The sequence below is a fragment of the Segatella copri genome (genome assembly GCF_019127135.1).
Lineage (GTDB): Bacteria > Bacteroidota > Bacteroidia > Bacteroidales > Bacteroidaceae > Prevotella.
On the sequence record NZ_JAHOEA010000023.1, the window covers coordinates 36,201 to 59,046 of the forward strand.

General features: G+C 44.3%; 15 protein-coding genes. 12 read left to right on the forward strand and 3 right to left on the reverse strand.

What is annotated here, in order from left to right:
* Nucleotides 1-35 precede the first annotated feature (35 nt).
* Entirely contained in the window at nucleotides 36-1,934 is a 1,899-nt protein-coding gene (locus KSW37_RS07845; RefSeq protein ID WP_217313918.1) for a GH32 C-terminal domain-containing protein, read from the forward strand.
* Between the two features lie 134 nt (nucleotides 1,935-2,068).
* Here the strand turns inward: KSW37_RS07845 and KSW37_RS07850 are convergent, their stop codons facing one another.
* The 3 genes from KSW37_RS07850 to KSW37_RS07860 all read right to left on the reverse strand — a co-directional run bounded on the left by KSW37_RS07850 (nucleotide 2,069) and on the right by KSW37_RS07860 (nucleotide 5,133).
* Nucleotides 2,069-2,599: a hypothetical protein gene (locus tag KSW37_RS07850; protein ID WP_153082304.1), complete on the reverse strand. Its 531-nt coding sequence runs from the start codon at nucleotides 2,597-2,599 to the stop codon at nucleotides 2,069-2,071.
* Entirely contained in the window at nucleotides 2,580-4,634 is a 2,055-nt protein-coding gene (locus tag KSW37_RS07855; protein WP_217313919.1) for a TonB-dependent receptor, read from the reverse strand. Before KSW37_RS07855 ends, KSW37_RS07850 begins: the two co-directional genes overlap by 20 nt.
* A 112-nt stretch (nucleotides 4,635-4,746) precedes the next feature.
* Nucleotides 4,747-5,133: a LytTR family DNA-binding domain-containing protein gene (locus KSW37_RS07860; protein ID WP_181976471.1), complete on the reverse strand. Its 387-nt coding sequence runs from the start codon at nucleotides 5,131-5,133 to the stop codon at nucleotides 4,747-4,749.
* A gap of 941 nt (nucleotides 5,134-6,074) precedes the next feature.
* Between KSW37_RS07860 and KSW37_RS07865 the strand changes: the two genes are divergently transcribed.
* The 11 genes from KSW37_RS07865 to KSW37_RS07915 all read left to right on the forward strand — a co-directional run bounded on the left by KSW37_RS07865 (nucleotide 6,075) and on the right by KSW37_RS07915 (nucleotide 22,732).
* Nucleotides 6,075-7,841: an ATP-binding protein gene (locus tag KSW37_RS07865; protein WP_217313929.1), complete on the forward strand. Its 1,767-nt coding sequence runs from the start codon at nucleotides 6,075-6,077 to the stop codon at nucleotides 7,839-7,841.
* Nucleotides 7,842-7,888: 47 nt separating this feature from the next.
* Complete coding sequence (locus KSW37_RS07870; protein ID WP_217313920.1) at nucleotides 7,889-9,352, forward strand: AraC family transcriptional regulator; 1,464 nt, start codon at nucleotides 7,889-7,891, stop codon at nucleotides 9,350-9,352.
* 179 nt (nucleotides 9,353-9,531) lie between these two features.
* Entirely contained in the window at nucleotides 9,532-12,645 is a 3,114-nt protein-coding gene (locus KSW37_RS07875; RefSeq protein WP_217313921.1) for a SusC/RagA family TonB-linked outer membrane protein, read from the forward strand.
* A gap of 32 nt (nucleotides 12,646-12,677) precedes the next feature.
* Nucleotides 12,678-14,414 carry a RagB/SusD family nutrient uptake outer membrane protein gene (locus KSW37_RS07880; protein WP_217313922.1) on the forward strand — a complete coding sequence of 579 codons (1,737 nt, stop codon included), beginning with the start codon at nucleotides 12,678-12,680 and terminating at the stop codon, nucleotides 14,412-14,414.
* Nucleotides 14,415-14,452: 38 nt separating this feature from the next.
* Nucleotides 14,453-16,171, forward strand: a complete 1,719-nt coding sequence (locus KSW37_RS07885; protein ID WP_217313923.1) for a DUF4980 domain-containing protein — start codon at nucleotides 14,453-14,455, stop codon at nucleotides 16,169-16,171.
* A 163-nt stretch (nucleotides 16,172-16,334) separates the two neighbouring features.
* Complete coding sequence (locus tag KSW37_RS07890) at nucleotides 16,335-17,486, forward strand: MFS transporter (RefSeq protein WP_217313924.1); 1,152 nt, start codon at nucleotides 16,335-16,337, stop codon at nucleotides 17,484-17,486.
* 47 nt (nucleotides 17,487-17,533) lie between these two features.
* Entirely contained in the window at nucleotides 17,534-18,424 is an 891-nt protein-coding gene (locus tag KSW37_RS07895; protein WP_117586455.1) for a carbohydrate kinase family protein, read from the forward strand.
* Nucleotides 18,425-18,842: 418 nt separating this feature from the next.
* Nucleotides 18,843-19,628 (forward strand): C10 family peptidase, encoded by a 786-nt coding sequence (locus tag KSW37_RS07900; RefSeq protein ID WP_217313925.1) that lies wholly within the window; start codon nucleotides 18,843-18,845, stop codon nucleotides 19,626-19,628.
* A 260-nt stretch (nucleotides 19,629-19,888) separates the two neighbouring features.
* Nucleotides 19,889-21,118 carry a site-specific integrase gene (locus KSW37_RS07905; RefSeq protein ID WP_217743438.1) on the forward strand — a complete coding sequence of 410 codons (1,230 nt, stop codon included), beginning with the start codon at nucleotides 19,889-19,891 and terminating at the stop codon, nucleotides 21,116-21,118.
* A 31-nt stretch (nucleotides 21,119-21,149) separates the two neighbouring features.
* Nucleotides 21,150-22,373, forward strand: a complete 1,224-nt coding sequence (locus KSW37_RS07910; protein WP_217313927.1) for a site-specific integrase — start codon at nucleotides 21,150-21,152, stop codon at nucleotides 22,371-22,373.
* The gene (locus tag KSW37_RS07915; RefSeq protein WP_217743439.1) at nucleotides 22,370-22,732 is read left to right on the forward strand and encodes a hypothetical protein; all 363 of its coding nucleotides are present in this window, start codon (nucleotides 22,370-22,372) and stop codon (nucleotides 22,730-22,732) included. The genes KSW37_RS07910 and KSW37_RS07915 overlap by 4 nt, the downstream gene beginning before the upstream one ends.
* Nucleotides 22,733-22,846: the final 114 nt, after the last annotated feature.

Here is a 22,846-nt window from a genome sequence, read left to right on the forward strand (position 1 = left end):
AGATATAAACAATAACAATTAACAATAATAGTACAATGAGAACAAACAATATGATGAAGGCTGCCTGCCTCATGTTGATGGCATCAGCTACAACTTCTGCCTTTGCACAGAAGATGAATATCGAACACAAGGGTGATACTACTATCATCAAGGTGGAGAATCCTACCAAGTATCTTCTTCTCCCTATCCAGGAAGAGAAGGATGAGGCCCAGGTTTTGCTCGATACAGGTTCTAAGGATGATACCTGGATGGACGTTCGCCTGGCTCAGAATGGTTCTGATTACTTCGTGCCATTTGCCTTGGGCAAGGGTAAGACCGCTACCGTCAAGATTCTCGGTTTGAAGAAGGATGCTTTGGCACTCAACTTGCTCAAACTCAGCGATACATTCGACACTACCAACACCGATTACTATCGTCCATCTTATCACTTCACTCCGCTCTATGGTTGGATGAACGACCCTAATGGTATGGTGTATAAGGATGGTGAGTATCATCTCTATTTCCAGTATAACCCATACGGAAGCAAGTGGGGCAACATGCACTGGGGACATGCCGTAAGCAAGGACCTGGTTCATTGGGAGCACCTCGACCCAGCTATTGCCCGCGACCCTGTAGGGCATATCTTCTCAGGCAGTTCTGTGTTAGATAAGAAGAATACTGCCGGTTTTGGCAAGAATGCCATCATCGCCATCTATACCAACAACAGTGTAAATCACGATGAGGTGCAGTGCATCGCCTACAGCAATGATAACGGTCGTACTTTTACCAAGTACGAGGGCAACCCAGTGTTGACTCCATTCGACGGTTTGAAGGACTTCCGCGACCCTAAGGTATTCTGGTATGAGAAGGGAAAGTGCTGGTATATGATTGTTTCTGCCGATAAGGAGATGCGTTTGTACAAGTCAAAGAATCTCAAGAAATGGAATTATGTCAGTGCCTTCGGTAAAGGTATAGGTCAGCAGCCATGTCAGTATGAGTGTCCAGACTTCTTCCAGTTGCCTGTAAATGGTGATAAGAAGAAGATGAAGTGGGTGATGACGATGAATATCAACCCTGGCTGCTGGTTTGGTGGCAGCGCTACCGAGTATTTCGTAGGCGATTTCGATGGCAAGAAGTTTACTTGTCCTGATGCCAACGAAGTAAAGTGGCTCGATTGGGGTAAGGATCACTATGCTACCGTTACCTTCTCAAATACAGGCGACCGAGTTCTGGGTATCACCTGGATGAGCAACTGGCAGTATGCCAACCTTACTCCGTTCAAGCAGAACCGTGGTGCCAATGGTTTGCCTCGTGAGTTGAAGCTTTACGAGAAGAATGGCAAGTATTATGTTTCTGAGAATGTAGCTCCTGAGGTATATGCCTTGAGAAAGGATACTAAGAATCTGGCAGATGCTTCTGTAGCCGACGCCAAGGATTTGAAGGGTGTTGCTGCCAATATGGAAGGTGCATTCGAAATTGAGGCCGATGTAACTCCAGATGCCAACGGCATTGCAGGTATTGAGATTTCAAACAACAAGCGTGAGCGCACCCTGATTTATTTCGATATGAAGCAGGGCAAGGTGGTTATGGATAGAACAGAGAGCGGTTTGACCGATTTCGGCAAGCAGGCAGTTCCTCACGATATCGAGTTGGCTTGGGACAAGCAGCGTGCAGCTGAAGGCAAGGAGCCTGCCCGCATTGCCAATTCCATCAACTACAAGAACGATTTCGCTCTGGCTACCTGGGCTCCATTGAGTCTTTGCGAGGATGGCAAGAAGACCTATCATGTTGATATTTTCGTAGATAAGTCATCTGTAGAGCTCTTCGTAGATGGCGGTCGCATCGCCATGACCAACCTCGTGTTCCCTGTAGCTCCATACGAGAATGTGAAGCTCTACACCCAGGGTGGCAAGGCTGAATTCAAGAATCTGAAGGTTCATAAACTTGGTTTGTAATCACGTAGATATTGTATGGTCGAATTGTAGGTTTAAATGTAAATAGTAATGAGTCGCAACCTGATAATATTTTAGGTTGCGACTCTTTTTTTGGCTCAGGGGAGATTGTCCGTGGATAAAACAACCTCTGTTTCTTATTTACCGGTTTGCTGTTTCATTCCCTCAAAAAACTTTTGCTGCAATTGTTTGGCCAGTTGATTATCAGGGTTGAGTTTGAGAGCTTTCTCGTAATCCTGCATCACTTCCAGATAATAGCGTTGACCGTTTTGCCCAGGATTCTGTACGATGCGTACCATATAGAGAAAACCGCGAAGGGTACAGATGTCAGACGGGTCAGCATGCTTTATATTCTCCATCTTGGCAATAGTTTCTTCTGTCTCTTTTAGAAGATTTTCTGTTTGTGGAGCATGCGGATTCATCACGGAATAATTGAGACTTTGCAAAGCTATCTGAAACTTGGGCTGGATGCTATCAGGAAACATATCATCAATACGCTTCATCTCTGCAATACAATTAAGTATGCTCTCTGATGTCGGTTGCTGAAGTTTAGCAAGCGACTGTCCGATAAGCCCCTGCATTGTGGATTGCTGGGCATAGATAACTACAGATGTTGTCATGAAGAAGACTGACATCAATACGAATCGTTTAAAAGTTTGAAATGTCATATGCTTTATTATTTTTAAGTGAAACAAATATGCCTATATATAAAAATCTGTCTCTAGATGGAACTATCGAACGTCCGTTAGTATTATATCCGAAAATGTTTGTACGGCCGAGGATGTTGTTCAGAGAAGAATAGATAATGACCTTGGGACTTAGCAGATAAGTAAGGTTTATATCTACGCTATTATAATGTGGTGTCTTGCCAATCAGAAAATGACGTCCGCTTGCATACGATTCAGTCAGCCCGATGATTGCTTTGCCGAATGAATATTTTGCTGTCAATCTCAGATTATGCCTTGAGGCGTAGTCAGGTATTCGCTCTTCTGTGTATTCGTGATAGAATCGCTTGGAATCGTTGTAGGAATATGAAAATGCTGTGGTCAGATGTTTGAAAAGCGAATGCTCTTCTACAAAAATGTCTATACCTTTACTCTTTCCATATCCTTTCGGTTGGTAAATACCCTTTTCCCATAAAGGCAATCGCTGATATTTTTTCCAGTAGGGTTCTATTCGTATGAGTGTACCAGGCGACTTATATTGTATGGATAGGATAGCATGATCTGCCGTACTTTGTCCAAGAGATTTCTTGTTTGTTGCAAGATAGTCATCTTCTGGAGTCTGGCTATACCGACCGGTAGCAAATGAAAGCTGAAAATTCTTGTTAGGAATATAACATAGTGTAGCCCTTGGCATAAACAGCCAGTTGGCATGAGCCATATATTCTGTCCTTGTCGAAATATTCAGGAACACATGGGGCATCATCCTCCATTGGGCATCAATATGAGCAGCAAGAATATTATAATCCAACTTGTAGCAATCGTTTTCGTACTCCATGAGGCTGTTTCGCTGATAGTCCTCCATTCCTGCCGATATTTTTAGTGCATCCGAGCAAATTTTGCGTATTCCTGTTTTCAGATGTATCTCATTCCTGAAGTTGTAATATCGGTCACCAGCAATCTTCGCATCTTCTATATCGTTGAATACCGATGAGCTTGCCATACCGCAAAAGAGCGTGTAGCCAGCACCCCACTGTGCCTTATAGGTTGTGTTGGCATAGATATTATTCTCTTTGAGCGAAAGGTTTTGGTTGTCTATATGCTGTCCTACAGATGTAAAATCATAGCCAACGTATGTTTTCAATATTCCGGCATTTCGGAACTCATTCTTGTATTGTGATTCGCCAGATAGTTTTAGATAAGGCTTGTTGAAATCAAGCCTTTCTGAAAATAACTGATTGTAGATTCCCAAACTTGTCAGTGCGGCATTAAAGGATAAGCTGCTGTGGGAATATGCCTTGGTGCCACCGATGTTCCAGTCAACCAATGATGCACTGACTCCATATTTGTCACTTGTTGCAGCATCTGATGTTTCCATAGGGAGAACGGAGGAAAGTGCTTGTCCATATTCTCCGCTATATCCACCAAGAGAAAAGTTGATACCTTTAAATATAAAAGGAGAGAATCGTCCACGTACAGCAGTATTTTCTGTGTTTGTACTATATGGAACAAGGACGTGCATTCCGTTAATGAAAGTCTGGCATTCTTCGCTTTCTCCACCACGGACATAGAGCTTTCCATTTTCTCCCACTTTTTGAGTGCCGGGTAAAGTTTGCAGGGCTGCAACAATGTCCCCGCATGAATTACCTGCCATCACAATATCTAAGGCATCCATAGTCTTGAAGTTGTCACTTTTCCCGAAACTGTAAGTGCTGGCAGATATTACAACTTCTTGGATTGCCGTAGCTTTTTCTTTCATTTGGATAGAAAGATTATGTAACTTGCAGGCATCTGTAGTCTGCATATATTCTTCAAAACCAATCATGGTAATCTTGATAGACGCTTCTCCGGTTTTTGATGTGGAAAAGGAAAACCTGCCCAGAGAATCTGTCAGGCATCCATCAATTGTGCCCATGATGAAAACATTGGCACCAGCAAGCGGTTCCTGACCGCTTTTTACCATGCCTGATATGATGGTCTGTGCAGCCAGGTTGCAGACTGAAGTCAGCAGCAATGCGATATGTATTATTCGATGTTTCATGCCGCAAAGATACTGCATGAAACTGGAGTTACCAAATTCTTAGGATATACAACTAAAACTTATGATAGAAAGCTAGTTAAGATGCCGAATAACTAAGTTGAAGGACAAATAACTATGTAAGATAAGTCTTTAACTTGGGCACAAATCTTCGGGAAACGGGTATGATGTTTGTGCAATTTCCGAGAGTCAGTTGATAACCATTTGAGTTGCCTCGTGCCGAAGTGATATTATTCACATTGACAGCAAAAGAACGGTGACATTGGAAAATGTTCTCAAACTCTTTCAACTCTTCAAGAGCATGGGTTAGTGTTGTATGGATATCAACAGCAACAACATTACCTTCTTTTAGAAAACAGACGGATACATTGTTTTTCTGTGCTTCCATATAAAGTAGATCGTTGATGGCAATCGACAGATCGTTTCCTCTTACGTTAGTATCATGGATGGTAATAGATACTTCTTCCTGTTCCTTTGTTGTATTGCGCAACAACTCTTCCATTCTCTCTCGTAATGTTCTGTTGTATTGCATTCCGATAGATAATGTCGTAAGAAATATGCCTATGATAATAGTCCAATTTAGAAACAAGAGAAACAGACTGAATGTAATCGTATAATGAAACAAGTATGAGAATAGGAGGAAATTACCGAAGGCAATGATGAAAATCAGTCCGAGTATAGCTACTCCTTCATGCCAGATACGCCAGGGCTTGATAGTTTGATGCAAATACTTCAATATCGTTGCAGCGTATGTTATGTGGCATCCAAAAGTTACCAGTCCGAATAATGTAGCAACAAAGCATTTGTTACCTTGATATAAGCAGAGTCCAAATGGCTGCAGAAAATATAAAATTACCCAAATGATGAAGCCAAAGATGCTACTATCTTTTAGCAAGTGTTTACTCTGTTTAAAAGGATATGTTCGAGTTAGAAACGACATGTTGAATCTGATTTATTTAATTAACGCAGCACTATCATTTATCTTCTTTATCAGGGTGTACCTAAGCTACTCTGTTGGTGCACCGGGATGCTTGCCATATCCAGACATTTAGTTTATTATCGTGCTGTAAAAATAAAACAAAGTTCTGAATGACACTGCAAAAGTACAAATAAAATTTGAGAAACGCACTTTTGGAGACGTTTATTTTGGTAATGAAGCATTTTCTTATGATGTCTCAGGACTTTTTTTTCTTGATGACATCTGCATCATCTTTCATGATAGCAAGAAACATCAATCCTACTCTGTTCGACCTCTCGGGAAGAAAAGTCCTTGTGCCACAAAAAGGACACATTTATATTATGGGCAACAAGAAAGTCGTATGGTAGGAACGTGTGTTTCGGATAAAATATAATAAAAGCCGCAGTTTGTAAACGCAAACTGTGGCTTTTTCGTTTTTTTATGCTATCTTTGCACACAGATAGTGTTTTTAAAGATAGATCATGATGGAACAGCAAGTAAAACTAGTACCTTATGGGGTGGCTGATTTTGCTACGGTAATAGAGCAGAATCTATATTATGTGGATAAGACGATGTTTATTCCAGAGCTGGAGAAGCAGCCTCGCAATCTCTTCTTCATCCGCCCTCGTCGTTTTGGTAAGAGCATATTCTTGAGTATGCTCTATTCTTACTATGACTGTACGCAGAGCCATAAGTTCCAGAGTCTTTTTGGAAATCTGTGGATAGGCCAGCATCCTACTCCTTTGCAGGGAAAGTATCAGGTGCTGTTCCTCGATTTCTCCCAGATTACGGGTAATATCGACAAGCTTGAGACTAAGTTTAATTCTTATCTCAGCATCAACCTCGATGCTTTTGTCCGTCAATACTCAGAATATTATCAGGCAGAGATGGAAGAAATCCTGGCGCAGGAAGATTTCGAGGAAAAGATGGAACTGATATTCAAGGCTGCCAAGGCGCACCAGTATCATCTGTATCTCATCATCGATGAGTATGACAACTTCACGAATGTAATACTCAACGAACGTGGTGAGAATGTGTATCATGCGATTACCCATGCCGACGGCTTTTATCGTGATGTCTTCAAAAAGTTCAAGGGTAATTTTGAGCGTATCTTCATGATGGGTGTGAGCCCTGTAACCCTGGATGATGTGACGAGTGGATTCAATATAGGTTGGAACATTTCTATCAAGCCGGAGTTTGATGAGATGCTGGGCTTCTCTACCACAGATGTGGTGGAGATGTTTACCTATTATAAAGAACATGGTAGTATTCCTGCCGATAGTGATATTGATGCCATCGTCAATGATATGAAGCCATGGTATGATAACTATTGCTTTGCTAAACAGGCATTGAAGAAGAAAACTCGTATGTTTAATTGTGATATGGTTCTTTATTACCTTCGCAATTATATGGATGCCGGATGTCCGCCTGAAGAGATGATTGACCCGAATACCCGTACCGATTACGGCAAGATGAAGAAACTCTTGCAGTTTGACAAGCTGGATGGAGAGCGTAAGGGCATTATCCGCAAGATAGCAGAAGAGGAGCAGATTGTTACCCAGCTTTATGAGTCGTTTTCTGCGTATCAGATTCCAAAGGCAGAGATATTCCCAAGTCTTCTGTTCTATTATGGCATGTTGACCATCAAGGGAACTCGTGGCTCCAAGCTCATTCTGGGCATTCCAAACAATAATGTCCGCAAGCAGTATTATGGCTATCTGGAAGAGGAGTATCAGGCAAAGGCTTATGTGGATGTCAACCAGCTCACCGATTACTATTATGATATGGCATACGATGGTAAGTGGGAAGAAGGATTGCGCTTCATGGCAGATGCCTATGCCAAGGTTTCATCGGTGCGTGATGGCATTGAGGCTGAACGAAACCTGCAGGGATTCTTCATGGCTTATCTGAATCTGAATGATTATTATATCACGGCTCCAGAGTTGGAGTTGAATCATGGCTATTGTGATTTCTTCCTTTTGCCAGACCTTACCCATTATGCCAGTCAGCATAGCTACATCCTGGAGTTGAAGGTTCTTTCTAAGAAAGATTTCTCTGCGATAGTTGAAGGTGAGTTTACGGAAGATGGCAAGCCTATGACCAAGGCAGAGAAACAGTGGCGTGAGGCTCTAGATCAGATTCATCGATATGCCGAGGCTCCAAGGGTTGAGGCTTTGCGCCAAGGTACAAAACTCCATCTCATCATCATGCAGTTTGAGGGGTGGGAACTTAAACGGATGGAAGAAGTATAAAATCAATGAAAAGAATCAATATTATCTTAATAGTACTACTTAGTAGTATGCTTCTTCTTCTAGGTTCTTGCACCCAGAAGAATGTGGTGATAGGTGTGTCGCAATGTTGCGGCGGAGTTTGGCGCGAGAAGGTGAATAATGAGATGCGACTGGCGCAGTATCAATATAAGAATGTGGATTTGCTGTTTACTACTGCAGAGAATGACGGGCAACGCCAGGCTCGCCAGATAGACAGCATGATAGCCAGGAAGGTAGATTTAATCGTGGTGGCTCCTGATAATGTGAATGATGTAACACCTGCCATCGAGCGAGCTTATCGTGCGCATATCCCAGTTATCCTCTTCGACAGAAAGGTAAAGACAACCCATTATACAGCTTCCATCGGTGGTGATAATGTAGAAGCGGGTAGGGAAGTAGCCCGCTTTCTTGCCAGTAAACTGGATGGAAAAGGTACCGTTGTTGAGATTACGGGCTTAAAGGATGCTTCCCCTGTCATTGAGCGCCATCGTGGTTTCCACGAGGTGATGAAGAATTATCCGGGAATCAAGGTGGTTACCCTGGACAGTAACTGGAAGATGGAGCGAGCCCAGGAGTTGATGAAACAATATCTGGATAAAGGCGGACATGCGGATGGTGTGTTCGGACATAATGACCTCAGTGCCATAGGAGCCTTTCAGGAAGCAGAGAGAAGAGGAATATACAAGCAGATGCTGATAGTGGGCATTGATGGATTGCCTGGTATCTGGGAAGGAGTGGATAGAGTGAAGAGGGGGCATTTTGCTGCTTCTTATGTCTATCCTACCCAGGGCGAAAAGATTATGGAATTGGCTATGAATATCCTTCAGGGTAAACCCTATAAGAAGGATAATGTGATGAAATCATTCCTTGCTACCCCTGAAAACTGCGATGCCATCGCTCTGCAATATCAGGATCTGGAAGCCAAGATGAAGAATCTGGATCAGATTTCTGACAGTCTTGATTCTTATTCAAAGGTTTCCCGTATCCAGAAATGGATGCTTTTGATAGCCTTTATTGTAGTTCTGATTCTGTTCTTTGTCATCTACTATATATATAAGGTATATAGAAAGAAGCTGCAGAAACAGAAAGCCGTGGCTCGTGGCTTCATCGAGAACAAGGAGGACTGGTCTGCTGAACTGAATCACCTGGATGAGAGTGAACGTTATTTCATGGACCGTTTCAAGAAGAAGATTCTTGAGAATATGGGCAATGCTGATATGAAGATGGATAATTTGGGAGCCGAGATGCAACTGAGCAAGGTACAGCTCTATCGCAAGGTGAAGGCGATGACTGGAAAAACGCCTGCCGAACTCCTGAAAGAGATGCGTCTGCAGAGAGCCTATACGCTCCTGATGCAGACTGATAAGACTGTAGCTGAAGTCTCGGCAGAAGTAGGCTTTGCGTTACCGGGCTATTTCTCTTCATGCTTCAGAAAGCAGTTTGGCGTTCTTCCTACCGATTTCAGAAATAAACAGTTATCTAAAAGAAAATAGTTTTCTAACTCCTTTAAAATAAGTACTTTAAAATCTTAGCAAAAGATGAGAAAATCGTTTCATGTAACATAATTATTGTTGCAGGAACGATTTTTTTTATTTATATAACAGTCTTTTCCCTAATTTTGCGGCAGAAATCAAGTAATGACAATTTTTGAAACTTAAAACGTTATAATAGTATGAACAATCTTTCAAGATTACTGATGAGCTCTGCGCTCTGTGCTGTTTGCACCGTAGCTAGTGCACAACAGGTAAATGTAAATGGCATCGTAAAGGATGCTACCGGTGAGACAGTCATTGGTGCATCTGTTATGGTGAAAGGCACAAAGACTGGTACTGTTACCGACTTTGATGGTAACTTCCATGTAGAATGTGCTCCTGGTTCCACACTTGTTATATCTTATATTGGATATAAGACGCAAGAAGTAAAGGCTTCAGATAATATGGAGGTAACACTTCAGGAAGATGCCAACGACTTGCAGGAAGTAGTTGTAACAGGTTATACCACTCAGAAGAAGGCAGACTTGACCGGCTCCGTGGCTGTGGTTTCAACCAAGAACCTGAAGACAAGTTCAGAAACAGACCCGATGCGTGCTTTGCAGGGTCGTGTTCCTGGTATGACAGTTACTACCGATGGTTCTCCTATTGGTTCAGGAACCGTGCGTATTCGTGGTATCGGTTCTTTCAACTCTTCTCAGGACCCTCTTTATATCATAGATGGTGTGCCTACCACTATGGCATTGAATACCCTCAATACAAATGATATAGAGAGTATGCAGGTTTTGAAGGATGCCGCTTCGGCTTCTATCTATGGTTCACGTGCATCAAATGGTGTCATCATCATCACCACCAAGAAAGGTAAGAAGGGTAGCAAGGTGGCTGTTGACTTCTCTGCCAACCTCACTGCACAGTTCTATTCCAACCAGTCGAAGATGAAGCTGATGAACTCCAGCCAGTATGCCACAGCGATGGCGCAGGCTGCCCTGAACGATGGACTCGATCCTGTGGCTTATGCAGCCAACTACGGCATCGACTTGAATGCGGCCTCTGGAACTCCAATCACCGTTTGGAATCCTGCTACCAACCAGTATCAGAACTATACTATCAATGGTCGATATGATGGCTACATCAATGCCAAGAAGACCATGCGATTCTCGGATACCGACTGGCTCGATGAAATCTCTCGCACAGGTTTCTCGCAGAACTACGACCTCTCAGTATCTCATGCCAATGACAAGCATAGCGCTATGTTCTCCTTGGGATACAAGAACAATGAGGGAGTCTTGAAATATACCGACTTCGAGAATATCTCAGCTCGTTTGAACACCTCTTGGAATTTGAACAAGATTGTTACCGTAGGCGAGAATGTAACATTGACTTATACCTCTCAGGTAGATTGCCATCCGATGGAGAATGCCTTGAAGATGCCTTCCATCGTTCCGGTTTACGAAGAAGATGGCAAGACCTTCGCAGGTCCTGTGGGTAGTATGGCCGACCGTCAGAACCCTTGTCGTGAGCAGTATCAGAACCGCAACAACCACCTCGACTATTGGCGCATCTTCGGTAATGCCTTCGTAGAATTGAAGCCAGTCAAGGGATTGACCCTGCGTTCTAACTTCGGTTTGGATTTCAAGACATCGTTTATCAATTCGATGACGAATACTTATCATTCCGATATTGTCAACAATGACATCGCCAAGACAACGCTCTCGAATAACAATGAGACTAACTGGACATGGTCTAACACAGCCCAGTACGTTACCCAGATAGGCAAGCACAACATCGATGTACTCGGTGGTATGGAATTTTCCAAGCAGTCGGTTATCGATTTCTCTGCCTATTCAGAAGGCTATGCGCTGGAAGATGTAGATTACATGTGGCCAAATGCTGCAACAGGAACGATGCGTAACTCGGGTGCAAAGGTAGGTTATCGCCTGGCTTCTTTCTTTGGAAAGGTGAATTACAACTGGGATGATCTCCTCTTGGCTTCCTTCACTATCCGTCATGATGGTTCATCACGTTTCGGTAAGGCTCATCGCTGGGGTACTTTCCCTGCTGCATCACTCGGCTTCCGATTCTCTAATCTTCTGAAGAAGGATTGGTTGGATGATGCCAAGTTGCGACTCTCTTGGGGTCAGACAGGTAACCAGGCTATCGACAACAATGCACAGTTTGGCCTTTATGTAGTGGATTACGGATTAGACCGTGTAACCTCTACAGCATACGACCTCTTCCTGCAAGGTTCAGGTACCTTCCCTTCTGGTTATCGTGCCACACAGTTGGCTAACCCTAACTTGAAATGGGAGGCTGCTACCCAGTATAACGTAGGCTTGGATTACACCCTGTTTGGCAATACCCTCTATGGTACAGTGGATGCCTATATTAAGAATGTAAAGGATATGTTGATTAATCCTGCTTATCTGGGTGCTACTGGTGAAGGTGGAAATTCATGGCAGAATGGTCCTTCGCTCCGCAACTGGGGTATGGAGTTCACCGTGGGCTATCGCAAGACCTTGGCTAATGGACTTGGCATCGATGTGAACGGCAATCTGGATTTCTTCCGCAACAAGGTTACTTATTTGCCAGCATCAACAACAGGTGCTTACGCTCACACATCTAAGGAAAACCTGGTACAGAGTGGCAAGTCTTATGGTTCTATCGTAGGTTATGTAGCCGATGGAATTTTCCAGAATCAGGAAGAAGTAGATAAGTCTGGACAGCCAAACGCACGTGTCGGTGGATTGAAATACAAGGACTTAGATGGTAAAAATGGCATTACTTCAGATGACCAGACTTGGATTTTCGACCCTGTGCCAGCCTTCTCCTATGGTTTGAATATTGCTCTCAACTACAAGGGCTTTGATTTCAGTATGTTCTGGCAGGGTGTCTATGACCAGGATGTGTATAACAACCAAAAGTTCCAGACCGACTTCTGGGCTATTACTGATGGCGGTTCTAACAAGGGTACCCGTTTGCTCGATGCCTGGAATACCAACAATACCGGTTCTTCTATCCCACGTCTGAGCACCATGAATACAGCTGATGAGGGTCGTGCTTCTACTTACTACGTTGAGAATGGATCTTACTTGAAGTTGCGTACCTTGCAGGTGGGTTACACTATCCCAAGCAGCATCCTCTCTAAGTTGAAGATGACCAGTGCCCGTGTCTATCTCTCAGGTCAGAATCTTTTGACCATCAAGAGCAATAGCCTGACCTGTTCAGACCCAGAGAATCCAAACTGGAACTATCCACTTTCAACATCCGTATCATTCGGACTTCAGGTAGGTTTCTAAAATGTTTCATATTTTTTAAAGAGAATTCTAAGATGAAAAAGTTATATACAATGGTGCTTGCTGTAGCACTGATAGGAACATTCACCAGTTGTGATGATTTCCTGGATTACACCCCAACAGCTGTGGTTGATGAAGACAAGGCATTCAGCGAGCCAGACAAGATGGTAAACAGTGCCTATGCGATGTTGGGCGACTGTTGGTATTCTTACCCATTCAACCTTTGGCCATATGGTGACCTTTCTTCAGACGATTGCTTGAAGGGTGGCGGTGGTACCGGTGACACCGGTTATCACGATGTGGAGATCTGGAGTACCTTGACCTCTACTAAGGGCGAACTCGACGAATTATGGTATCGTCTCTATTGTGCCGTTTCCCGTTGCAACCGTGCCTTGGTTTCTTTGCAACAGAATGGTGAGCGCACACTGGGTGCTGAGGTAACCAAGCAGCGTGAGGCTGAGGTTCGCTTTCTCCGTGCTCATTTCTATTTCAAGTTACTTAGCATGTATCGTCAGATTCCTTGGATAGACGAGAAGGTTTATGAGGATAAAACAACAGAGAGCACATCAAACACTCAGTTTACTTATGAGGAATTGTGGCAGAAGGTGATAGCCGACTTCCAGGCAGCATACGATGTACTTCCAGCTAAGCAGAAGGATGGCGGTCGTGTCAACAAGATTGCTGCCGCAGGTTATCTGGCTAAGTGTTATCTTACCATTGCCTGGGGTGATGGCTATGAGGCAACCGATGGTGTTGACCATATTAATAACGAGTATATGCAGAAGGTTGTCGAATATACTGATGTGGTGAAGAATTCTGACTATGGTTACATGGCAGACTTCGGCGACATCTTCCTGCCTGACAATAAGAACAGCAAGGAGTCAGTTTTTGCTGTCCAGGCTTCCGACTATAGCGAGGACCATACCACCTTCGGACGTGGCAACTGGTCTAACGTGCTGAATGGCTGTTGGGGTATGTGGTCTTGCGGATGGGATTTCCACAAGCCTTCACAGGACCTGGTGAATGCCTTCAAGACCAAGAATGGACTTCCTGAGTTTGATGACTACAACAAGACTTGTGATTATCCTGTAAACGGTAAGCCTAATAGTCAGAAATGGGATCCACGTTTGTTCCATACTGTAGGAATGCCTACCTTCCCATATAAATATGAGTCAGAATACAAGATGACTACGGCCAACTCTCGTACACCAAATGTTTACGGTTACTATACCTCTCTGAAGGAAGTACCACAGCGTTCTAAGGGTGAAACTTTCAATGGCTCTTGGCAGGCGTTTGCGATGAACGACTACGTGCTCCGTTATAGCGACATCATGTTGATGCGCGCTGAGGCTTTGATAGAGTTGGGCCATCTGGCTGAGGCTCGTACCATCATCAACGATATCCGTCAGAGAGCCAAGAATTCTGTGGATAAGCATATTGAATATGCCAAGGATCAATGTGATATAGCCCTCTATCCGGAGTCTTATTTCCAGGATAAGGAGACCGCAAGAAAGTGCCTGCGCTGGGAGCGTCGTCTGGAAATGGCTATGGAGAACGGCCGCTTCTTCGACTTGCGCCGCTGGGGCATTGCATCTGAGACACTGAACAAGTATTTCGCATTAGAGCAGAACGATAAGTATGGAGAGCAGACATACGCTCAATACCTGAAGGATGCCAAGTTTACTCCAGGCAAGAACGAGTTCTATCCGGTTCCATATAACCAGCTGTATTACATTCCTGGTCTTTATAAGCAAAATAAGGGATACGAGTAATTACCATCGGTATTTTTAGATAATTAGATAATTAGACAATGAAAAAGATATTTATTTCAGCGCTTGTCGCTCTTTGCGGTTTCACCGCCAGTTATGCCCAGCAGGCTTCCTTCTTGAGCAATAACCACTGTCTCTATCGCATCAGCCAGGAGAGTCAGAACCAGAAGTGTCTCTTGCTCCCTGTACAGGAAAATGCAGAGATAGCCAATATTAAGGTGATTGCCAACAACAAGCAGGTGAAAGCCTTCAATGTGAAGTTGGCTAAAGACCACGTAGATTATTACGTGCCTCTCTATATGAATGAGTTTGCCGGTTTGAAGGGCCTGGCTCTCGATATCCATGTAAACGGCGATTATAGCAAGGAGGGTTTGAACGCCCTCACTTGCTGGGAGAACATGAAGTTCTCTGATTCTTTCGATATGAAGAATCGTGAACAGTATCGCCCAGTTTTCCATCACACTCCTGTTTACGGATGGATGAATGACCCAAATGGTATGTTCTATAAGGATGGCGTATGGAATCTCTACTTCCAGTATAATCCTTACGGATCACAGTGGGAGAATATGACCTGGGGACATTCTACATCTACCGACTTGGTACATTGGAAGTTCCAGGGTGCCCCTATCCAGCCAGATGCAATTGGTACCATTTTCAGCGGTTCTGCCGTTGTGGATAAGAATAATACCGCTGGTTTGGGCAAGGGTGCTGTTGTGGCTCTCTACACTTCGGCTGGTGAGAACCAGACACAGAGCATGGCTTACAGCACAGATAATGGTAAGACCTTTACCAAATATGAGGGAAATCCGATCATCACCAGCAATGTGCCTGATTTCCGTGACCCTCACATGTTCTGGAACGAGGACATCAAGAAATGGAATATGATCATGGCGGTTGGTCAGCACATGGAAATCTATTCTTCAGATAACTTGAAGGACTGGAAATACGAAAGCTCTTTTGGTGAGAAGTATGGCAATCATGGCGGTGTCTGGGAATGCCCAGACCTGATGAAGATGAAGGTTCGTGGCACCGATAAGGAAAAGTGGATGCTCATCTGCAACATCAATCCTGGTGGTCCATTCGGCGGTTCTGCAACCCAGTATTTCGTAGGTGATTTCGATGGACACAAGTTTACTTGCGACAGCAAGCCTGAGGTTACCAAGTGGATGGATTACGGTAAGGACCACTATGCCACAGTTTCCTTTGATAATGCTCCAAACGGTCGCCGTGTGGCTATCGCCTGGATGAGCAACTGGCAGTATGCCAACCAGGTTCCTACCCAGCAGTACCGTTCAGGCAACTCTATTCCTCGCGACTTAGGTCTCTTCGAGTATAAGGGTGAAACTTATTGCAGCGTGGTTCCATCTCCTGAGATGACAGCAGCAAGAAGCAAGAAGGCAGGCAAGAAACTTACAGCATCTTGCGAAATGGTAGTAAACCTGAAGGGAAATGCTACTATCACCCTGAGCAACGATAAGGGCGAGAAGGTAGTGATGAACTACGATGCCAAGGCAGAAACCTTCTCAATGGATAGAACCAAGAGCGGTAAGATGGATTTCAGCAAGGACTTCGCTGCAGTCACCAAGGCTCCAACCTATGGCAATATCAGCCAGCTGCGCATCTTCATCGACAAGAGCAGCATTGAGGCACTGGATGCTGACGGCAAGATGGCCATGACCAATCTCGTGTTCCCAAGCAAGCCTTACAACAAGGTTACTGTAAAGGGAAAGGGCAAGTATCAGGTTTACGACATCAAGTAACCTCGTCTGTTAAGAACTGAATCTATAAGATAATTGTTTCTTAGCGTGTTACTGATGTAACAATGCAACATAAATGGTAGCCGATGAACGATATTTTATGATATGTTGTATCGTTTATCGCTACCTTTGCACCAGCAAAATAGAAACAATAACGCTAACAATTATGAATAAATCATCAAAGTTATCAATCATCCCGGTGATGCTCTGTTTCTTCGCCATGGGATTTGTAGATTTGGTAGGTATTGCCTCCAACTACGTAAAGGAAGATCTCAACCTCAATGATGCAACAGCCAATCTGTTCCCATCGCTGGTATTCTTCTGGTTTCTCATCTTCTCGGTTCCTACGGGAATCCTGATGAATAAGATAGGTAGAAAGAAGACTGTACTCCTGTCTTTGCTCGTTACCGTTATCTCACTCCTTTTGCCCATTTTCGGCGAAAACTTTGAGCTGATGCTCGTGTCGTTCTCATTGCTCGGCATCGGAAATGCATTGATGCAGACTTCCCTGAACCCGCTGGTTTCTGTAGTAACATCAGGTAAGAACCTGGCTTCTACTTTGACCTTCGGACAGTTCGTAAAGGCAATCGCTTCCTTTCTGGCACCATACATTGCCATGTGGGGTGCCATGGCAAGCATTCCAACCTTCGGTTTGGGCTGGAGAATCCTCTTCCCAATCTATATGATTATCGGAATAGCTGCAACATTCTTCCTGGCAGGTACACCTATTGAAGAAGAGAAGAATGAGGGTAAGGCTTCCGGCTTTGGCGAGTGCTTCAAGTTGCTCGGCAAACCTATCGTGCTGCTTTCCTTCATCGGTATCATGTGCCATGTAGGCATTGATGTAGGTACCAACACTACTGCTCCTAAGATTCTGATGGAGCGCTTGGGGTGGACGCTGAACGAGGCTGCCTTCGCTACATCGCTCTACTTCATCTTCCGTACCATCGGATGCTTCACCGGTACAGCCTTCCTCCGTATGATGAAGACCCGCACTTTCTTCGTTATCAGCGTAGTGATGATGGCTCTGAGTATGATAGGCATGTGGGTAGGCGAGAGCAAGACGATGCTTTATATCGCCATCGCCCTCGTGGGATACGGCAACTCTAACGTCTTCTCCATGATTTTCTCTCAGGCTCTGCTTGCTATGCCTGATAAGAAGAACGAGGTGAGTGGACTGATGATCATGGGACTCTTCGGTGGTACCATCTTCCCTTTGATTATGGGCTTTGCCAGCGATGCTATGGGTCAGGTGGGTGCTGTGGCTGTCATGGCTGTGGGAGTCGCTTATCTCTTCACTTATATCCGCAAGTTATAATATAAATCATCCGCAATCGTTTATATCGTATATATTAAGGTGTAATTATGGAAACAAAGAATTTGAATACAAAATATTGTGTAGGTTTGGGCGAAATCCTCTTTGACGTTCTCCCTAGTGGTTCTCAACTCGGCGGTGCTCCTGCCAACTTCGCTTACCACGCAGGTCAGCATGGTTTGCATTCTGTAGCCGTGAGTGCTGTGGGTAAGGATGCCTTGGGCGAAACAGCCCTTCGCATTCTCGATGAGAAGAAGTTGAAGTATGTAATGCCTGAGGTAGATTATCCTACCGGTACTGTTCAGGTGCAGCTCGACAAGGAGGGCGTTCCTACTTACGATATCAAGCAAGGTGTAGCCTGGGATAATATCCCGTTCACCAGTGATATCAGGGAGATTGCTGTCAATGCTGGAGCTGTATGCTGGGGTTCTCTGGCTCAGCGCAGTGAGGTTAGCCGTAAGACCATCTATACGTTCCTCGATCATACTCCAGAGGATTGTCTGAAGATTTTCGACATCAATCTTCGTCAGAACTTCTATACTCCTGAGGTGATTACCGAGAGCTTGAAGCGCTGCAATGTGTTGAAGATTAACGATGAGGAGTTGATTACCATCGGCCGTCTCTTCGGTTATCCAGGTTTGGATATCGAGAACAAGTGCTGGCTGATTCTCGGCAAGTACAATCTCGATATGCTCGTGCTGACCTGCGGTGTAAACGGCAGCTATGTCTTTGCTCCGGGTGTGAAGTCATTCCAGGAGACTCCAAAGGTTGAGGTGGCTGATACAGTAGGTGCAGGCGACAGCTTTACCGGTACATTCTGTGCCAGCATCCTGAAGGGAAAGAGCATTCAGGAGGCTCACGAACTTGCCGTAAAGGTAAGTGCCTACGTTTGTACCCAGAATGGTGCGATGCCTCAGATTCCTGAGGAATACACCCGTTAACCTCGCTTCCCTTATTGGTTATATATAACAATATAAGATTGTAGGTTTAAAGAATAGTTGATTTAAAGTTAATGTTAGTTAGTAAGCTGCATCCTGTTCGCGAAGAATGGGTGCAGCTTTTTATATTTATCTTTAAAAACTCTTTGGGTGTAAACTTGTTGATATCGTCTAGGATAATATTTCTTGTATTTCCTCCTTGTCGAAGGCATCCTCGTTCATGTTGAATTCGTAATAAGCAAGAAAATTGGAAGAAACTTTTATTTTATAAACACACGAATATTTGGAAAAATCTCAGTATTTTTCACAGAAAAGTTGTATTTTTGCAGAAAACTTTCTGGATGATGGCAAAGTGTAGCTAATCTGATATTCCTGGAAGGTAGCGTAATTAACTCAATATCAAATATAAAGACCTGAAAATATGAAACAGAAAAAAGAAAGAAAAAAATGGAAGGGCTTGAAAACGAGGTACCTGTTGATGGGAATCGTTGCCCTGATGATAGCCAGTTCTCAAACTGTTTGTGCAGAGGAAATCAACTGGCAGAAAGCGACGGAGATAGCTAAGAGATATGTTACTCTGCCGCAAGATGATGGTATGAAAGCAAAGAAGGATGGCAGAAAAAATAAGGCTGGTATACCTTATTATATATATAATGATGCGCGGGGACAGGGATTCGTTATCGTATCTGGTGATGACCAGATGGGAGAAGTGCTGGGATACAGCAGAGAAGGTTGTCTCGATACGCTGAATGTCAATCCCTGCGTAAAACTGCTGCTTTCGGGATACCGACAGACTTTTGAGGTGCTGAAAGAAGGGAAGGTGAAGGTGCTAAGTAAACCCCGTACCGGACTTTACTCTAAAACCGTAGCGCCGATGCTGAAAAGCAAATGGGGACAGTCGTATCCGTTTAATGCTAAAACGGGATATGATTACAGCGGCTGTGTGGCTACGGCTGTGGCTCAGATGATGTATTATTATCAGTGGCCGGCTCAGGGACAGGGAAAAAATGAATATGTGGTAACCTACTACCAGACCAAGAAAAGTGCGGATTTCAGTCAGTCGCACTACGACTGGAGCAACATGTTGCCCGATTACCGCTATCCGGTTCAGGCTACTCCTGCAGAGATTGATGCCGTAGCCTTATTGATGAGCGATGTGGGTGTGGCTTCTTTCATGCACAATTTAAGCAAAAGCAACGGAAAGTGAAGATGAGAGAAATGAACTGCAAGTGGTTGAGAATGAGCAATATTTCATAATTCTGCCAATTGGCTGCAAAGCAAAGCCGAGCAGGATATTGAGTTGTTTCAGTTACCAAACCGTTAGCGGTCAGTTACCGAAACCAACACTGCTAACGAGGTGAAAAACAAATAGTTTGTCACCAGTGTTTGTTGCACTGTTCTGCACAACTTTCAATGACGGAGAATGCTTACTAATTGATTATTTTTGCAAACTAAAAAAGTAAGCAGATGAAAGTTGAAAAATTCAAGGTGCTGCTCTACCTCAAAAAGAGCGGATTGGACAAGAACGGTAAGGCTCCCATCATGGGACGCATCACCCTCAACCGAACAATGGCGCAGTTCGGTTGCAAGTTGTCATGTACGCCAAAGTTATGGAATCCACGTGAGAGCAGACTTGACGGCAAGAGCAAGGAGGCTGTGGAAGTGAACGCCAAGATTGACAAGCTGTTGCTGGCAATAAACTCAGCCTACGAGTCACTTGTGGAGCGCAAGACGGATTTTGACGCAAAGGCGATAAAGGATCTGTTTCAATGCAGTGCAGACACTCAGATGACCTTGTTGAAGCAGCTTGACGCCATCATTGCGGACATTGAGTCAAGAATCGGCATCGACTACAAGAAAGGCACGCTTCCAAACTACCAGTACACTCGCCTGACATTGGTATTGTTCGTCAAGAAGCGTTATGGAACTGACGATGTGGCATTCGGTGAGCTTGACGAGCAGTTTATCCGTGAGTACATGGACTTTTGCTTGGACCAGAGAGGTCTTGCACTTGATACAGTCCGCCACTATCTCGCCATCTTGAAGAAGACCTGCCGAATAGCTTTCAAGGCAGGACACTCCGAGCGTTATCATTTCATGCACTTCAAGCTACCTCAAAAGAAAGAGAATCCACCAAAGGCATTGACACGTGAGGACTTCTTGAAAATTCGTGACCTCGAAATACCGGAGCGAAGAAAATCGTTGGCTTTGACACGTGACCTTTTTCTTTTCGCCTGCTATACAGGCACGGCTTATGCCGATACGGTTTCCATCACGGAAGAAAACCTCTTTCGTGATGAGGAGGGCAGCCTTTGGCTGAAATACCACAGAAAGAAGAACAAGATGCTTGCACGTGTGAAGTTACTGCCAGAGGCGCTTGCCATGTTGGAGAAATACAAAGACCCGACAAGACCTACTCTTTTACCGCCACAGGAATTTCGAGTGCTGAGAGGTAACATGAAAAGTCTCCGAGTACTATCTGGCATAAGTATGGATTTGGTCTATCATGTTGGACGGCACAGTTTCGCATCGCTCGTTACGCTCGAAGAAGGTGTTCCGATAGAGACTATCAGCAGAATGCTTGGTCACAACAACATTCAGACCACGCAAATCTATGCACGTGTCACCCCGAAAAAGCTATTTGAGGATATGGACAAGTTCATCGAAGCCAACAAGGACTTCAAGTTTGTCCTGTAATATTATCACAAAATAAGAAAGGAACATAACAATGAGAAGTACATACAAGCAGTTTTATTATATCAACCGTGGCAGAGTAAAGGCAGACGGAACCACATCTATATTTTGCCGTATCACGATTGACGGCAAAGTGTCAGCCATAGCAACAGGTCTTTACTGTGCTCCCGAAGAATGGGACACGAAAAAAGGTGAAGCCAAGAATGCAAGAGTGAACGGACTACTGCAAGCGTTCAGACAAAGAATTGACGAAGCCTACGAGCAGGCAACAAAGGAAAAGGGCATCGTTACCGCCGAGATTCTGAAGAATGTTATTGTTGATGCAAATACTATCCCGATGACATTGCTTGCCACTGGCGAGGAGGAGCGTGAACGCCTTAGGCTGCGCTCTATCCGTATTAACTCAACATCTTCTTATCGCCAATCTAAGACATCGCAGCTAAACTTGCGAGAGTTCATCGGGTTACGAGGAATGAATGACATTGCATTTGAAGATTTGACTGAGGAATTTGGCAAATCTTATAAGTTGTTCTTGATTGGCAAAGGGTATAGTGCATCCAATACGAACCATAATCTTTGTTGGCTGCAACGCTTGGTTTATATCGCTGTTGACAGAGGTCTGCTGAAATTCAATCCATTGGAAGATGTCGGATATGAAAAGAAAGGCTCACCAAAGCGTAGACATATATCCAGAAATGACTTGCTGCTCATTATGGAGACTCCTATGGAGGATAAGGCTTTGGAGTTGGCACGCAGAATGTTTGTTTTCTCCAGCCTTACAGGTTTGGCTTATGTCGATTTACGTAACCTGTATCCACACCATATCGGGATGACGGCAGACGGTAGAAAATACATCCGTGAGAAAAGAGCAAAGACCAACAACGAAGCGTTCATTCCCTTGCATCCGATAGCTGAACAAATAATGTCGCTATACAATACAGCGGATGATAGCAAACCTGTTTTCCCTCTTTCTTCACGTGATTCCATGTGGTTTGAATTTCATTCACTCGGTGTGGCTTTGGGTATAAATGAGAACCTTACCGCACACGTTGCAAGACATACATTCGGAGTAAACATGGTTACTTCGGGCATATCAATGGAAAGCATCGCCAAGATGATGGGGCATTCCAACCTGCGAAGCACCCAGGTCTATGCCGTCATCACCGATGACAATATATCCAAGGACATGGACAAGCTGATGCAGCGCAGAGAAACAAAAGAAACTGACCAGAATAAAAATAAGGAGGACGGGAAATGAACAGAGGAGTTATAACTATCAGTGAGAGCGGAACGGTATCCATGCCGACCGATACTGTATGGATGACCATGCAGGAGATTGCCGACATGTATAATGTATTCGGCTACTATGTGCGCAAGGCTGTCAAGGCTATATTCAAGGACGGCATTCTGAAAGAGCAGGGTGTACGCCGTCATATCATGAAGAACGACCGCATCAGCTATGATGTGTATAGCCTTGAACTCGTCATTGCGGTAGCCTTCCGTATTGACAGCATTGAGAGCCGAGCCTTTCGGGAGTTCATTATGCAGTCCGTCATCGGCAAGCAGGCAAGCCGCACTAAACTGGTCTGTATCTTTACAGAGAACGCAATGGCATAGACCTGCCATAAAGCAACGTTCCTTGGAGGCTTTGCGCCTCCAGCCACTTGGGCGAACCACCGCAGTGTGTTTTAGCATGGTATTAGATTTATACAGGTAACACAAATGATACCC

What these genes read in the sequence shown, in the direction of transcription:
- KSW37_RS07845 (WP_217313918.1), top strand. Translation starts at nt 36, where the DNA reads ATGAGAACAAACAATATGATGAAGGCTGCCTGCCTCATGTTGATGGCA.
- KSW37_RS07850 (WP_153082304.1), bottom strand. Translation starts at nt 2,599, where the DNA reads ATGACATTTCAAACTTTTAAACGATTCGTATTGATGTCAGTCTTCTTC.
- KSW37_RS07855 (WP_217313919.1), bottom strand. Translation starts at nt 4,634, where the DNA reads ATGAAACATCGAATAATACATATCGCATTGCTGCTGACTTCAGTCTGC.
- KSW37_RS07860 (WP_181976471.1), bottom strand. Translation starts at nt 5,133, where the DNA reads ATGGAAGAGTTGTTGCGCAATACAACAAAGGAACAGGAAGAAGTATCT.
- KSW37_RS07865 (WP_217313929.1), top strand. Translation starts at nt 6,075, where the DNA reads ATGGAACAGCAAGTAAAACTAGTACCTTATGGGGTGGCTGATTTTGCT.
- KSW37_RS07870 (WP_217313920.1), top strand. Translation starts at nt 7,889, where the DNA reads ATGCTTCTTCTTCTAGGTTCTTGCACCCAGAAGAATGTGGTGATAGGT.
- KSW37_RS07875 (WP_217313921.1), top strand. Translation starts at nt 9,532, where the DNA reads ATGAACAATCTTTCAAGATTACTGATGAGCTCTGCGCTCTGTGCTGTT.
- KSW37_RS07880 (WP_217313922.1), top strand. Translation starts at nt 12,678, where the DNA reads ATGAAAAAGTTATATACAATGGTGCTTGCTGTAGCACTGATAGGAACA.
- KSW37_RS07885 (WP_217313923.1), top strand. Translation starts at nt 14,453, where the DNA reads ATGAAAAAGATATTTATTTCAGCGCTTGTCGCTCTTTGCGGTTTCACC.
- KSW37_RS07890 (WP_217313924.1), top strand. Translation starts at nt 16,335, where the DNA reads ATGAATAAATCATCAAAGTTATCAATCATCCCGGTGATGCTCTGTTTC.
- KSW37_RS07895 (WP_117586455.1), top strand. Translation starts at nt 17,534, where the DNA reads ATGGAAACAAAGAATTTGAATACAAAATATTGTGTAGGTTTGGGCGAA.
- KSW37_RS07900 (WP_217313925.1), top strand. Translation starts at nt 18,843, where the DNA reads ATGAAACAGAAAAAAGAAAGAAAAAAATGGAAGGGCTTGAAAACGAGG.
- KSW37_RS07905 (WP_217743438.1), top strand. Translation starts at nt 19,889, where the DNA reads ATGAAAGTTGAAAAATTCAAGGTGCTGCTCTACCTCAAAAAGAGCGGA.
- KSW37_RS07910 (WP_217313927.1), top strand. Translation starts at nt 21,150, where the DNA reads ATGAGAAGTACATACAAGCAGTTTTATTATATCAACCGTGGCAGAGTA.
- KSW37_RS07915 (WP_217743439.1), top strand. Translation starts at nt 22,370, where the DNA reads ATGAACAGAGGAGTTATAACTATCAGTGAGAGCGGAACGGTATCCATG.